The organism is Kitasatospora sp. NPDC058406, from assembly GCF_042722765.1.
Lineage (GTDB): Bacteria > Actinomycetota > Actinomycetes > Streptomycetales > Streptomycetaceae > Kitasatospora.
This window is the reverse complement of the sequence record NZ_JBHXKE010000004.1, coordinates 1-13,501: the sequence shown is the minus strand read 5'-3', so window position 1 is coordinate 13,501 and position 13,501 is coordinate 1. Positions and strand designations below refer to the sequence as shown.

Genomic DNA, 13,501 nt, shown 5'->3' with positions numbered 1-13,501 from the left:
CCGACGCAGGGCGGGCCGAGGTGAACGGGCGGGACGCCGCCCGGTGAAGCGGGCCGGGGGCGGGGGACCGGATGTCCGGCGCCCCGCCGCCGCCTGCGCCCGGCGCTACAGCGGCTCGCCGAGCGGGCCGTGCTCCGCCTCCAGGGCGTCGGCCCAGTGGGCGGCGAAGTCCGGCGTGGTCCCGTCGGCGTCGGTGAACCCGTACTCCCGGTAGAGGCCCCAAGTGGCCAGGGCACGGCCGGTCCTGGCCATCACGTGCGGGTCGGCGGCCAGCGCGACGACGGCCCGGCCCAGGTAGGCGGGGGTCTCGGAGTGCGCGAAGTCCGGGTCGGCGGCGGCCCCGTCGCGCCAGTTCTCCTCGCGGACGCCGAAGTGCTCCAGCATCGCCTCCGAGCGGAGGAAGCCGGGGGTGAGGGCGACCGCTGCGACCCCGTGCGGCTTCAGCTCGGCCGCCTGGGCGACGGCGAGCCGGATCACCGACGACTTGGCGAGGTCGTAGAAGAACGAGCCGCGGTAGCGGGCGGTGTTGCCGTCGGTGACCTCCACGACCAGGCCGCTGCCGCGCGCCACCATCAGCGGGAGCGCGTACCGGCTGGTGATGACGTGGGTCTCCACGGCCTGCCGGACCAGCCGCAGGCCGGTGTCCAGGTCCTGCTCCCACAGCGGGTGCTGCCAGTCGGTCAGTGGATCGCCGCCCCAGACGGAGTTGACGAGCAGGTCGAGCCGACCGTCCTGCTCGGCGGCGATCCGGTCGACCAGGGCCCGGACCTCCTCGGGGCGGCTGTGGTCGGTGCGGACCGGGATCCCGGTGCCGCCGGCCTCGGTGACCCGGCGGGCGGTCTCCTCGATGGTCTCCGGGCGGTCCAGCTCGGACCGTCCGGCAGAGCTGGACCGCCCGGTGACGTAGACCGTGGCCCCGGCCGCTCCCAGTTCGACGGCGATCCCCCGCCCGCCTCCCCGGGTGCCTCCGGCGACCAGGGCGACCTTCCCCGCGAGCGGCTGCGTGTCGTGCGTCATGATCCCTCCGTCTCGGTGCCGCCCCACGACGGCGTGCGGGGCGACAGCAGGGTGTCGATCTCCCGTTCGATCCGCTGCGGCAGCGTGCCTTCGCGGTCCAGGGCCCAGGCCAGTCCGGCGCCGGCGACGACCGCCTGGACGGATCCGGCCAGCGCCGCCGGGTCGGTCCCCGCGCGCAGTTCGCCCGCGGCGACGGCCTCGGCCAGGAGCCTCTCCAGCGCCTCGCGCTGCTTCCGGTGGACGGCCAGGGCGTGCTCGCGGAGCGTCGGGTCGGTGAGGTCCGCACAGAGGAACGCCAGGTGGTTGGCGTAGCCGTCCGGCGTCTCCATGGCGGCCGTCGAGTCCACGGCCAGCGCCGTCAGCGCGGCCAGCGGTGAGGTGTGCTCGGCCGACAGTTCGCCGTAGCGCGCCTCCGCCTCCCGGACGGAGTGCTCGGCCAGCGCGACCAGCAGGCCGCGCTTGGAGCCGAACCGTTGGACGAGGGTGGCCGGCACCAGCCCGACCTCGCCCGCGACGGCCGCCAGGGTCAGCCCGGCGGGGCCGACCCGGCCCATCACCTCCACCGCCGCACGCAGGATCACCGCGTCGTCGACGCCTCTCGGTCGACCGGCCACCGGCCACCTCCACCATTAGTAAATGAACGTTCGTTTATTATGCCTGAACGGCGCCTCCGACGGAAGCGGAAGCCGCCCGGCACACAGCGCCAAGAAGCTGCAGGAGCCTCAGGAGGCCCCTGGGGCCGCAGAGTTCCCGGGGGTCGCTCCAGAGGTCCCGATTCACCCGATCGGGTGAGTGTGCCGATCTCACCCATCCGCCACGGCGGCTGGGCCGAATGCGCGGTGTGAGCAACACGACGAGCACCCGAGGGATCCGGCCGCCGGGCCGCGACCGCGACGCGAGCGGCGAGGCGCGCGACGCGGTGCACGGCGGAGCGCCCGGCGGAGCGGAGGGAGGCACGCGCGGCCCCGGCCGGACAGCGGTTCCGATGCTGTGCGGCCTCGCCGCCGCAGCCGCCGCCGTCGGGGTCGGCGAGGCCGTGGCCGCGTTCGGCCGGCCGGCGGCGGCGCCCGTGCTCGCGATCGGCTCCACCGCCATCGACCTCGCCCCCACGGCGGTCAAGGAGTGGGCGGTGCGGTCCTTCGGCACCGCCGACAAGACGGTGCTGCTGTCCGGGATCCTCACCGTGCTCGCCGTGCTCGCCGCCGCGCTCGGACCGGTCGCGGCCCGCCGCCGCGCCCTCGGCATCCTCCTTCCGGTCGGCTTCGGCGCCCTGGGGGTCTGGGCGGCACTCGCCCGGCCGGACGCCGGACCCGCCGACGCGCTGCCGTCGTCGGCCGCCGCACTGGCCGGGGCCGCCGTACTCCTCGCGCTCCTGCGTCGCAGGCCCGCCCCGCCGGTCCGGTCCGTCCCGCAAGCGCGGGCCGGCGACGGACAGGGCCGGGCAGACGACGGCGGAGACGCAGCGGACGACGGACGGACCGACGGACGCGGCGGCGAGCGGGGCGGAGAAGGGACCGGCACGGCGCGTGAGGGGTCCGGCGCCGAGCAGGACTCCGAACCGGACCCCGATCAGGACACGGACCGGGAGAGGGCGGACGGCCACGGCCCCGACCGGGCACGCGACACCGCCACGGCCGCCGGACCCGACCCCGCACCACCCACCCGCCGGACCGTCCTCTCCGCCGGCGCCGTGATCGCCGTCTCCGCAGGACTCGCAACCGGGGGCCGGACGCTGTCCGACCGCCGCAACGACGTCACCACCGCCCGCCGCGCGGTCCGGCTCCCGGCACCGGCCCGCCCCGCGCCGCCGCTCCCGGCCGGCGCCGACCTCCGGCTCCCCGGAATGCCGGGCTTCCGGACCGGGACCGCCGACTTCTACCGCGTCGACACGGCGCTCGCACTGCCCCGGATCGACCCGCGCGACTGGGCCCTGCGCATCCACGGCCTCGTCGACCGACCGCTTCTCCTCGACTTCGACGACCTGCTCGCGCTGCCCCTGGACGAGTTCGACCACACGCTGTCCTGCGTCTCCAACGAGGTGGGCGGCCCGTACGTCGGCACCACCCGCTGGCTCGGCGCCTCCCTGCCCGGCCTCCTCCGCCGGGCCGGTGTGCGCGCCGGGGCGGACCAGCTGCTGGGCACCTCGAAGGACGGCATGACCATCGGCACCCCGCTGGACCCGGTGCTGGACGGCCGCACGGCGCTGCTGGCGGTCGCGATGGACGGCGAGCCGCTGCCCGTCGAGCACGGCTTCCCCTGCCGGACGGTGGTGCCGGGCTTCTACGGCTACGCCTCGGCCACCAAGTGGCTGGTCGACCTGGAGGTCACCACCTTCGCCGCCCACGACCCGTACTGGGTGCGGCGCGGCTGGGACCGCACCGGCGAGGTGCGCACGGCCTCGCGGATCGACGTTCCCGCCGCCTTCGCCCGCGTCCCGGCCGGGGACGTCACGGTCGCCGGCACCGCCTGGGCCACCCACCGGGGCGTCGCCGCCGTGGAGGTCCGCGTCGACGGTGGCCCGTGGCGGCAGGCGTCACTCGCCGTCGACGCCGGTCCCGACGTGTGGCGGCAGTGGAGCCTGCGCTGGACGGGCGCCGCGCCCGGCACGCACCGCCTGGAGGTGCGCGCCACCGACGCCGCCGGCGCCGTCCAGGACGAGGCCCGCCGACCGCCCTACCCGTCGGGGGCGACCGGCTGGCACAGCACGGTCGTCACCGTCGTCTGAACCACTCCCCGGCCGCCCGAACGGCGGCCCCACCCGACCCCCACCGTCCCAACCCCGGTCCCCTGCGGGACCCGGTCCCCTGCGGGACCACCTCGACCGTCGCCGGCAACCGGCCGGCACACCTCACAGAAAGTCCGTCCGATGAACCCGATCCTGAGCCGCAAGCCCGTCACCGCCCTGCTCGCCGCCGGCCTCCTCGCCGCGGCCCTCTCCGCCTGCGGCAGCGACGACGGCACCAAGGCGTCCGACACGGCCAAGTCCGCCGCGCCCGCGACGACCGCCGCCGGCTCCACGTCCGCCGCCACCAGCCCCGACCCGGGGATGGGATCCCCGGCCGTCCAGGCGGCGGCCGGCCGGCCGTTCGGTGCCGCGTGTTCCGCCGTGCCGAAGGACGGCGCCGGCTCCTTCGACGGGATGGCACAGGACCCGGTCGCGACCGCCGCCTCCAACAACCCGCTGCTGTCCACGCTCGTCACGGCGGTGAAGCAGGCCGGCCTGGTCGACACGCTCAACTCGGCGAAGAACATCACCGTGTTCGCGCCGACCAACGACGCCTTCGCCAAGCTCCCGAAGAAGGACCTCGACGCCGTCCTCGCCGACAAGGAGAAGCTCACCAAGATCCTCACGTACCACGTGGTCCCGCAGCGCCTCGCCCCCACCGCGCTGACCGGCGGCCACAAGACCCTGGAGACCCACGACGTCACGGTGACCGGCGCCGTCCCGGAGTTCACCGTCAACGGCGCGGCCAAGGTCCTCTGCGGTGACGTGCAGACCGCCAACGCGACGGTCTACATCGTGGACACCGTCCTGATGCCCGCCTCCTGACGGGTCCCCACCGACCGCGGTCCCCGGCCGACACCCCCCGGCCGGGGACGCCATGCCTGCGCCCGCGACCCCGGGCGCCGACCCGCCGCCGCACCCCCGCCGCTCTGCGGGGGCCCGGAGCTCACCGCGGGCGGACCGCTGCCGTGCGCCCGCGCCCGGCTGCGGCGACCGGCCGCCGCAGCCCGGCCGGACTGCGGTGGCCGGTCGGACGTCGCTGCCGGACGTCGCTGCCGGACGTCGCTGCCGGACGTCGGTGTCGGACGTCGGTGCCGGTCAGCCCTCGGTCACCCCTCGGTCAGGTCGGGGACGGCCGCGTCGAGGGCGACGGTGACCCGGTCGAGCAGGGCCCGGAGTTCGGCGAGGTCGTCGACCGGAAGGCCGGTCGCGGTGAGGAGGCGGCGCGGCACCTGACCGGCCTGCTCGCGCAGGGCGGCGCCGTCCTCGGTGAGGCTGACGGTGACCGATCGCTCGTCCTCCGGGCTGCGCTCGCGGCGCACCAGGCCGGCCGCCTCCAGCCGCTTGAGGAGCGGGGACAGGGTGCCCGAGTCCAGCCGGAGGCGCTCGCCGATCCGTTTGACGGGCAGCTCGCCCTGTTCCCAGAGGACGAGCATGACCAGGTACTGCGGGTAGGTGAGCCCGAGGTCCTTGAGCAGCACCCGGTAGACGCCGCCGAAGGCGCGCGAGGCCGCGTTCAGCGAGAAGCAGATCTGCTGGTCGAGGCGGAGCAACTCGGCGTCCGGCCGGTCGGGGAGCGTGGTCATGCCTCCATGGTAGCGATGCCTCCCACGCCATTGAGTTGTGCGCAACTTAATTGCGTGCTCTACTTGTCCTCGTCGGGACGCCCGGAAACGGCAGCCGACCCGACACCGGGACACCTAAGACACCGACCACAGCAGGACGGAAGGAACGGACCATGGACGCGCTCTACACCGCAGCCGCCACCGCGAACGGCCGGGAGGGCCGCACCGTCAGCTCCGACGGCCGGCTGGACCTCGCCCTGGCGATGCCGCCCGCGCTCGGCGGCAACGGCGAGGGCACCAACCCGGAGCAGCTGTTCGCCGCCGGCTACGCCGCCTGCTTCGCGAGCGCGCTGGGCCTGGTCGGCCGGCAGTCGCGGGTCGACACCGGCGAGGTCTCGGTGACGGCCGAGGTCTCCATCGGCAAGGACGGCGCCGGGTTCGGCCTCTCGGTGGTCCTCCGGGTCGAGCTGCCCGACTCGCTGGCGGGCGAGACCGGCGAGCTGCTGGTGAAGCAGGCGCACGAGGTCTGCCCCTACTCCCGCGCCACCCGCGGCAACATCCCGGTCGAGCTCGTCGTCGAGTAGCCGGGCGGGGCCTCCGCAACGGGGCCCCGGAGCGCCGACACCCAGAGGCGCCGCAGCCCCCGGGGCACACCGCCGCGAAACGCGGTGACGCGGGGAACGGGACGCAGGGAACGGGACGGGCCCGCCGCACGCGAGTGCGGCGGGCCCGTCGGCATGCCGTCACCCGTCACCCACCGCCACCGCCACCGCCGGGGCGCTGCCCGCCTGGGCCCGGAGGGGTAGCGTGGCAACCCATGAACCACCACCCACCGGCCGACGACCGCGAGCGCCAGGTCGCGGCCGGGGTGCTGCTCCGCTACCAGGACCCGCAGCCGCACCCGACCCTGCGCCACTCCCCCGTCAGCTACGTCTCCACCGCGCTCTGGTTCGAACTCACCGCCCTCGCCATCGCGCCCGCCGCGGCGGCCCCGACGGCGCACGCACTGCTGCGCACCATCGCCGCCGACGCGGTCGACGCCGCGCTCGCGCCCGGCAACGAGGGAGCCCCGCGGGACGATCTGTACGTCGCGTACCCGGCGTACATCGGCCCGTACCGCCGGGTGGTCTGGTTCCAGCGCTCGGGCCCGCGCGGCCTGATCACGGCGATGTTCCCGCCCGAGTCCTGACCCGCGGACGACGCCTCCCGACACCTCACGGCACCGCCCGACGGCTCGAGGCACGGCTCGACACCCGCCGCTTCACCGCCTCGCCGCTTCACCGCCTCGCCGCTTCACCGCCTCGCCGCTTCACCGCCTCGCCGCTCAGCGCTCGACGCGGAGGCTGTGGCAGACCCAGCTGAGCCGGTCCGGCCCGAGGACCGGCGGCCGGTCGTGGTAGGTCCCGTCCGCGACCGAGAGGTTGACGATCAGGAAGGCGTGCCAGTTCGGCCCGACACCGCGCCGGTCGGCGTGGATGAGCGTGCCGTCGACGAACCAGTCCACCGAGTGGGCGCCGAAGACGGTCCGCAGGTCGAAGGTCGCGCCGGGGGCTATCCCGGCGTCGGCGCCGTGCCAGTACCGGTACCCGCCCCGGACGTGGTTGGAGATCTCCAGCAGGTCGGGGTGGTTCGGGTGGTACTCGAAGACGTCCACCTCGCTGCCACCCTCCCGCCAGGTCCAGATCGCGGGCCAGGCGCCCAGCTCGACGGGCAGGGTGACCCGCGCGGTGAGGGTGTCACCGGTGCGGGCCTGGAAACCCTCCGGACTCCCCTCGGTGGTCAGCAGGTTGCAGGTCCACAGGTCACCGCCGTGCCGCCGGGTGGCGGCGAACACCCCTCCGGGGCAGTGGGCGCGGCTGAGGAAGTCGAGTTTGTGATCGCCCCGGTTGGTCGGCCCCATCCGGGGATAGGCGCTGCTGCGGCCCGCGATCCACTGGCTGGTCGATGTGAAGTCGGCGTCGAACACGACGGCCACGGCTGCCTCCCCGGTGCCCCGGCGGCGCGGCGGCCGGATACCGCCGCACACGGAGAGTGATTTACCCGGCACGAAGCGCAGTATGCGAACCGGAGGCTCCGGGTCCAGACCTGGCGCCCCCCGGTCGGGGCGGGGCGGGCCGGGTGCGCCGGCGCACGGGATCAGCCGACGGGCGTGGGCGCACCGCTACCGCGCGCGTTGCCACCGCGCACGCCCCTACCGGCGGACACGGATCCGCCACCGAAGGGCCCGTCGCCGACCGGCGGCTCCCCGGAGGGCTCGTCCCCGGCGGATTCACCGTTCGTCGGCTCGCCGCCGAAGGTCTCGGCGCTCAACCGGTCGGTGACCGAGACGACGCCGTCGACCGAGCGGCACAGGTTCAGCACGATCGGGATGAGGTGGGGCTCCGGCACGGTGCCGCTGAGCACCACCCGGCCCTGGTCCACCTCGATGCCGACCTCGGCCGGGCTGACGCCCTCGACCACGCCCAGCACCTCCTCGACGATCTCCCGGCGGATCACCCGGTCCTCGCGCAGGAAGACCCGGAGCAGGTCGCCCCGGCTGACCATCCCGAAGACCCGGCCGTCCTCGTCCAGCACCGGCAGGCGCTTCACCCCGTGCCGGCTCATCAGCCGGGCCGCCGCGACCACGCTGGTGTCGGGGGTCGTGCAGACGGCGGGGCCGGTCATCAGGTCGACGGCCGTCACCGCGCCGCCGGGACCGGTGCGGGAGAACCCGGGGGGCGGCAGCAGGCTGCCCTGGTCCTCCTGCGCGGCCAGGGTGAGCAGCAGGTCCGCCTCGGAGACGATGCCGAGCGGCCGGCCGTCCCCGTCCACCACCGGCACACCGGTGATGTCGTACTCGGTCAGCAGCGCGACGATCTCCCGGAAGCCGGTCTCGGGGGCGATCCGGACCACGGGGGTGGTCATCACTGATGCGACGTTGGCGTGGTGCACGCCGGTTCACCTCGTCCACGAGCGTCGTTCGGCCGGACAGCCGGACGTCCGGCCGGTACACCTGGAGCATCTCCCCCGGGAGGGGGAACCGCCAGGGGCCAAGGGGCTGACAGCCGGGGACCAATGGCCCTGCCATCGAACGTACCCCGAACGGGCCGGAAGCGGGGCCTGCTTCCGGCCCGGATCCGTCAGCGCGCCGGTCCGGGCGGGCGGGTCCGCCGCGGCGGGCGCGGCAGGAAGGAGCTGGTCCGGGCGGCGTACGCGGCCCAGCCCGGCTTCGAGGCGCCGAGCTGGCGCTCCAGCATCGGCCGCCCGCTGCCGTAGGCCAGCAGCCAGGTCATCAGCAGCGGGCTGCCCGTGAACGCCCAGCCGACGGCCGTGTCGGCGCCGAGCAGGAACAGGCCCCACCAGACGCACGCGTCGCCGAAGTAGTTCGGGTGCCTCGTCCAGCCCCACAGTCCCCGGTCCATGATCCGGCCGCGGTTGGCGGGGTCCGCGCGGAACCGGGCGAGCTGGTGGTCACCGACCGCCTCGAAGGCCAGGCCGACCGCCCACAGGGCGGCGCCGGCCCAGACCACCGGCCCGGGTGGTCCCGGGAGGTACCCGGCCGCCTGCACCGGCAACGAGACGAACCAGACCAGGGCCGCCTGGAGGAGGTAGACCTTGCGCAGCGCGTAGCCGGTGCGGCGCTCGGCCGGGACCCGGCCGAGCATCCGCTCGTAGCGCGGGTCCTCCGGTGCGCCACGGGCGCGGCGGGCGAGGTGGACGGCCAGCCGGACGCCCCAGACGGTGGTGAGTCCGGCCGCCAGAGCCCGCCGTACCGGATCGCCGTGGCCGGCCGAGAGGCCGAAGCAGGTGAGGGCGACGGCGGTGAAGGCGAGGCCCCAGGCGACGTCCACCACGCGGTGCCGGCCGGTCCGGATCCCGACCGCGGCGGCGACGGCCATGACCGCGAGCGCCGCACCGGCCGCGCCGGCGGTACCGACCGCGAAGGCCGACAGGTCCCCGAGGCCGGCGGCGCCCTGGGAGGCCGCCGCGTTCATCGGTCGCCCCCGGCCTCCCGGCGCGGCGGCGGGACCTCGCCGGGCCGGGTGAAGAGCAGCTGCCGCACGTCGAGGTAGCCGCTGCGGAAGCCGGCCTCCGAGTAGGCCAGGTAGAACTCCCACGTCCGCCGGAACACCTCGTCGAAGCCGAGGTCGGCCACCTCCGCGGCCCGGTCCGTGAACCGCTCGCGCCAGAGCCGCAGCGTCTCGGCGTAGTGCGGGCCGAAGCCCGCGGAGTCGGCCAGCAGCAGTCTGCTGTGGCCGGCCGCCGCCTCGCCCAGGGCCCGGACCGAGGGGATCAGCCCGCCGGGGAAGACGTACTTGAGGATCCAGGTGTAGGTGTCGGCGGCGGCCGTCATCCGCTCGTGCGGCATGGTGATCGACTGGACGGCGGCCCGGCCGCCCGGCACGAGGGCGCGGTCGAGGGCGCGGAAGTAGTCCGGCCAGAACCGCCTCCCGACCGCCTCGACCATCTCGACGCTGACCACCGCGTCGTACCGGCCCTCGGCCTCGCGGTAGTCGCACAGCCGCACCTCGGCCCGGTCGGCGAGCCCGGCCGCGGCGATCCGGTGGCGGGCGAGCACCAGCTGTTCCCGGGAGAGGGTCAGGCTGACGACCGTGGCGCCGCGGGCGGCGGCGCGCAGGGCCAGTTCGCCCCAGCCCGTGCCGATCTCCAGGACCCGGCTGCCCGGCCCGACGGCCGCCAGGTCGAGCAGCCGGTCGATCTTCCGGTGCTGGGCCGCCGGGAGGTCCGGCCGGGTGGCGTGCGGGGCGCCGTCGGGACCGGTGGGGAAGAGCGCCGAGGAGTAGGTCATGGTCGGGTCGAGGAAGAGCGCGAAGAGGTCGTTGGAGAGGTCGTAGTGGCGGTGGACGTTCTGCCGCGCGTTGTCGGCGGTGCCGAGGTCGTGGGCCGGCCGGCGCCGGCACACCAGGGGCCGCAGCAGGGCGGTGCCGGGCGGGACCAGGGCGGCGGGGTCGGCGGCGAGCGCCGTGAGCAGCCGGACCAGGTCGGGCGAGTCCCACTCCCCGGCCTGGTAGGACTCGCCGAAGCCGATCAGCCCGGCGGCACCGATCCGGTGCAGGAAGGCCTCGGGGTGGTGCAGCCGCAGGACCGGGGCGTCCCGCGGCGCCGGGACCGGCAGGCGGCCGCCGGGCAGGTCGACGCGCACGCCGCGCAGCCGGGCGGCCCGGCGGAGCAGCCGGCCGGCGACGGCGGCTCGCACCGGGCTGTGCGGGCGGGCGGCGACGTCCGGCCAGCGGAGCGGGTCGACGGCCGCGGGCCGGACGGCGGGTGGGTGGGCAGGGGCGGTCACGGCAGGTGCGCCTCTCGTCGGTCGGGTCGGTGGGCGGGCGGCCGGGGGCGGTCCGGACGCGGGTGGACGGGCAGTCCCCGCAGCAGCAGCCGGATGCCCTGGAACCGGATGTGCGCGCTGACCGCGTAGGTGGCCAGCGGGTGCCGGAGGGCGGCGCGCAGGACCGTCCACGCGGTCGCGGGGACGCGGGTGCCCCGCACGGTGGCGGTGAACGCGCGGCCGGCGGGCAGATCGAGGTGGACGGTGAGGCGGAGCCGTTCGTCCGGCTCCGGCAGGTGCAGCCGGTAGGCGCCGTCGACGGGGAAGAACGGCGAGACGTGGAACTCCTTGGCGGCGGTCGCGGTGCCGTCCTGGTCGGGGCGCAGCAGGTAGCGGTGGGCCTGCCCGTAGGTGTTGCGCACCTCGGCGACGGTGCAGACCGGGCGGCCGGTCCGGTCACGGCACCAGTAGACGGTGAGGGGGTTGAAGACGTGGCCGAGCGAGCGGGCCTGGGTGAGCATCAGTACCTGCCCGCCGTCGAGGTGGATCCCCCGGCCGGCGAGGTAGGCGTCCAGGGTGCGGCGCAGGCCGTGCCGGGGGTCGCCGGGGTGGTCGGCGGCGCGGATCGCGGCCAGGAGGCGCAGCGGTGCGGGGATCCGGGGCGGGTGGTCGAGGTCGGTGAGCCACAGACGGGTCCGGTGGTGGAAGGCGTGCCGGAGCGGGGTGGTCCGGACGTGGGTGATGCGGCACTCGTACAGGGCGGCGCCCCAGGGCCCGGGCAGCGGGACGGCGGCGGCACCGGGGCGGGGCTCCGCCGGGCGGGTGCGGGCGGGCCCGGTCACGGCGCCGCCGCCCCGAGCAGGGCGCGGGCCGCGGCGAGTCCGGAGCGGCAGCCGTCCTCGTGGAATCCCCAGCCGTGGTAGGCGCCGGCGTAGGCGGTGCGGGCGGTGGTGAGCTCGGGCAGCCGGCGCTGGGCGGCGACGGTTTCGGTCGTGTAGAGGGGGTGCTCGTAGACCGTCCGGGAGACGACGAGGGCCTCCGGGACGGGCTGGTGCAGGTCCTCGTTGAGGGTGACCAGGTAGTCCTCGGGGGTGTCGAGTCCGAGCAGGCGGTTGAGGTGGTAGCTGACCCGGGCCGTCCCGGAGCGGCCGTGGCAGTCGGGCGTCAGGTAGTTCCAGGAGGCGCGGGCCCAGACGGCGCGGGGCAGGTGCCCGGCGTCGCGGTGGAGCACGGTGGGGTTGCGGGAGTAGCGGAACGCGCCGAGCACGCGGCTCTCGGCCGGGGTCGGGTCGCCGAGCAGGCGCAGCGCCTGGTCGGCGTGGGTGGCGACGACCACGGCGTCGGCCTCGGTGCGGCGTCCGTCCTCGGTGGTGACGGTGACGCCGTCGGGGTGGCGGTGGACGGCGCGGACGGGCGCGCCGCGGTGGACGGCGGCGGTGCGTTCGGCGATCCGGTCGACGTAGGTGTGCGAGCCGCCGACGACGGTGCGCCAGGTCGGGGAGCCGGTGACGCCGAGCAGGCCGTGGTTGTCGAGGAAGGTGAAGAGGTAGCGGGCCGGGTAGTCGCCAGCGAGGTCCGGGGCGCAGGACCAGACCGACGAGACCAGCGGGCGCATGAAGTGGGCGGCGAAGTAGCCGGTGAAGCCGCCCCGGTGGAGGAACTCGGCGAGGGTCGGCTCGTCGCCGGGCGGGCCGGCGAGCAGGCGGCGGGCCCGGCGGTGGAAGAGCGGGATCTCGGCGAGCATCCTCAGGTAGCGGCCGCGCAGCAGGCTGCCGGGCTGGGCCAGCAGACCGGCCGGGCCGCGCGCTCCGGCGTACTCCAGGCCGCAGCCCCCGCACCGGACGGACATGCTCATGTCGCTCTCGCGCGTGCGGACGCCGAGTTCGGCGAAGAGCCGGGTCAGCTCGGGGTAGGTGCGCCGGTTGTGCACCAGGAAGCCGGTGTCGAGCGGCACGGTCCGGCCGTCCAGGGCCTTGACGTGCTGGGTGTGGGCGTGGCCGCCGAGCCGGTCGGCCGCGTCGAACAGCTCGACGTGGGCGCCGCCGCGCCCGAGCTCGTACGCCGCGGTGAGACCGGCCACCCCGGCGCCGACGACCGCGATCCGCCGGCGGTCGCCGGTTCGCGGCGGTCCCACGGTGGCCGTCCTGCGGGTGACTGCTCCGGTCATGTGCACTGGTGTCCTCTCGGGCTCACCCGTCGTGTCCGGGCCGGCCGGACGTCGGGTTCACCCGTGCTTCGGAGCCGCCGCCCGCCCGGATTGGCCCGGCCGGGGACCGGAGCCGAACCGGACCGCCGGGCGGCGGTGAAGGGCCGCCGCCCCGCGTGGACGAACGGGGCGGCGGCGGTCCCGGGCCGTCGTCAGACGAACGGCAGCAGCATGACCGGGGCCCCGGTCGGGTGCGGCGAGCCACCGGCGGGTTCGACCGTCACACCGACGCCGGCAGCCCCGGCGATCGGACCGTCGAGCAGCACCGCGCCGGTGCCCGCGGGCAACAGCCCGGCCGGCCGCATGGTGCCCGCGTCGTCGAACCAGAGCTCGTACGTCCGGTCCGGCGGCAGCGCGGGCATGCCGGCCGCCAGCAGCCCGGCCCGGCCTCGGCTCTCCGACCAGACCACGGTGGCCTTGCCCGTCCCCGCCGTCGCCGAGGTGGTCCGGACGTCCGGCGCGGTGAACAGCGAGCCGAGGGCGGCCTGCTGCTCGACCAGCCGGTCGGCCCGTGCCCGGGCCTGCCGCGCCTCGTCGTGCTGGTGGACGGCGACCCCGCCGAGCGTGGCGGCCACGGCGACCGAGGCCGCCAGCGCGAGCTTCGGCCAGTGGCGGCGCACCCGACCGGCCCGGCCGGGCCGCGCCACGGCGGCCAGGTACCGTGCGGACGTGGCTCAGTTGGTAGAGCATCACCTTGCCAAGGTGAGGGTCGCGAGTTCGAA

14 protein-coding genes are annotated in these 13,501 nt (G+C 75.9%); 4 read left to right on the top strand and 10 right to left on the bottom strand.

Annotation, left to right across the window (positions count from 1 at the left end; genetic code table 11):
* Positions 1-105 precede the first annotated feature (105 nt).
* Positions 106-1,017 (bottom strand): SDR family oxidoreductase, encoded by a 912-nt coding sequence (locus ACFWOG_RS01640; protein WP_329881128.1) that lies wholly within the window; start codon positions 1,015-1,017, stop codon positions 106-108.
* On the bottom strand, positions 1,014-1,631 hold the full coding sequence (locus tag ACFWOG_RS01635; RefSeq protein WP_380353666.1) for a TetR/AcrR family transcriptional regulator: 618 nt from the start codon (positions 1,629-1,631) through the stop codon (positions 1,014-1,016). The genes ACFWOG_RS01640 and ACFWOG_RS01635 overlap by 4 nt, the downstream gene beginning before the upstream one ends.
* A 371-nt stretch (positions 1,632-2,002) precedes the next feature.
* Here ACFWOG_RS01635 and ACFWOG_RS01630 point away from each other — a divergent pair, with 371 nt between their 5' ends.
* Together ACFWOG_RS01630 and ACFWOG_RS01625 are read left to right on the top strand one after the other, a co-directional pair.
* A complete protein-coding gene (locus tag ACFWOG_RS01630; protein ID WP_380353663.1) occupies positions 2,003-3,742 on the top strand; it encodes a molybdopterin-dependent oxidoreductase in 1,740 nt (579 codons plus the stop codon).
* Between the two features lie 141 nt (positions 3,743-3,883).
* Positions 3,884-4,567 carry a fasciclin domain-containing protein gene (locus ACFWOG_RS01625; RefSeq protein WP_329952809.1) on the top strand — a complete coding sequence of 228 codons (684 nt, stop codon included), beginning with the start codon at positions 3,884-3,886 and terminating at the stop codon, positions 4,565-4,567.
* A gap of 284 nt (positions 4,568-4,851) precedes the next feature.
* Here the strand turns inward: ACFWOG_RS01625 and ACFWOG_RS01620 are convergent, their stop codons facing one another.
* Positions 4,852-5,328 carry a MarR family winged helix-turn-helix transcriptional regulator gene (locus ACFWOG_RS01620; protein ID WP_380353660.1) on the bottom strand — a complete coding sequence of 159 codons (477 nt, stop codon included), beginning with the start codon at positions 5,326-5,328 and terminating at the stop codon, positions 4,852-4,854.
* Between the two features lie 152 nt (positions 5,329-5,480).
* On the opposite strand from ACFWOG_RS01620, the gene ACFWOG_RS01615 reads away from it, so the two are divergent.
* Positions 5,481-5,891, top strand: a complete 411-nt coding sequence (locus tag ACFWOG_RS01615) for an organic hydroperoxide resistance protein (RefSeq protein ID WP_329881137.1) — start codon at positions 5,481-5,483, stop codon at positions 5,889-5,891.
* Positions 5,892-6,124: 233 nt separating this feature from the next.
* Positions 6,125-6,496: a hypothetical protein gene (locus tag ACFWOG_RS01610; RefSeq protein ID WP_329881139.1), complete on the top strand. Its 372-nt coding sequence runs from the start codon at positions 6,125-6,127 to the stop codon at positions 6,494-6,496.
* A gap of 135 nt (positions 6,497-6,631) precedes the next feature.
* Here ACFWOG_RS01610 and ACFWOG_RS01605 read toward each other — a convergent pair whose 3' ends face one another.
* The 7 genes from ACFWOG_RS01605 to ACFWOG_RS01575 form a co-directional block, all read right to left on the bottom strand.
* Positions 6,632-7,282, bottom strand: coding sequence for a beta-glucanase (locus ACFWOG_RS01605; RefSeq protein WP_329952810.1), 651 nt, complete (start codon positions 7,280-7,282; stop codon positions 6,632-6,634).
* A gap of 161 nt (positions 7,283-7,443) precedes the next feature.
* A complete protein-coding gene (locus ACFWOG_RS01600) occupies positions 7,444-8,238 on the bottom strand; it encodes a CBS domain-containing protein (protein WP_380353656.1) in 795 nt (264 codons plus the stop codon).
* A 188-nt stretch (positions 8,239-8,426) separates the two neighbouring features.
* Positions 8,427-9,281, bottom strand: coding sequence for a DUF1295 domain-containing protein (locus tag ACFWOG_RS01595; protein WP_380353653.1), 855 nt, complete (start codon positions 9,279-9,281; stop codon positions 8,427-8,429).
* The gene (locus tag ACFWOG_RS01590; RefSeq protein ID WP_329952813.1) at positions 9,278-10,594 is read right to left on the bottom strand and encodes a cyclopropane-fatty-acyl-phospholipid synthase family protein; all 1,317 of its coding nucleotides are present in this window, start codon (positions 10,592-10,594) and stop codon (positions 9,278-9,280) included. Before ACFWOG_RS01590 ends, ACFWOG_RS01595 begins: the two co-directional genes overlap by 4 nt.
* Positions 10,591-11,355 carry a DUF1365 domain-containing protein gene (locus tag ACFWOG_RS01585; RefSeq protein WP_380353795.1) on the bottom strand — a complete coding sequence of 255 codons (765 nt, stop codon included), beginning with the start codon at positions 11,353-11,355 and terminating at the stop codon, positions 10,591-10,593. The genes ACFWOG_RS01590 and ACFWOG_RS01585 overlap by 4 nt, the downstream gene beginning before the upstream one ends.
* Positions 11,356-11,411: 56 nt before the next feature.
* The gene (locus ACFWOG_RS01580) at positions 11,412-12,740 is read right to left on the bottom strand and encodes an FAD-dependent oxidoreductase (protein ID WP_329952814.1); all 1,329 of its coding nucleotides are present in this window, start codon (positions 12,738-12,740) and stop codon (positions 11,412-11,414) included.
* Positions 12,741-12,931: 191 nt separating this feature from the next.
* Positions 12,932-13,426 carry an anti-sigma factor domain-containing protein gene (locus ACFWOG_RS01575; protein WP_380353648.1) on the bottom strand — a complete coding sequence of 165 codons (495 nt, stop codon included), beginning with the start codon at positions 13,424-13,426 and terminating at the stop codon, positions 12,932-12,934.
* Positions 13,427-13,501 lie beyond the last annotated feature (75 nt).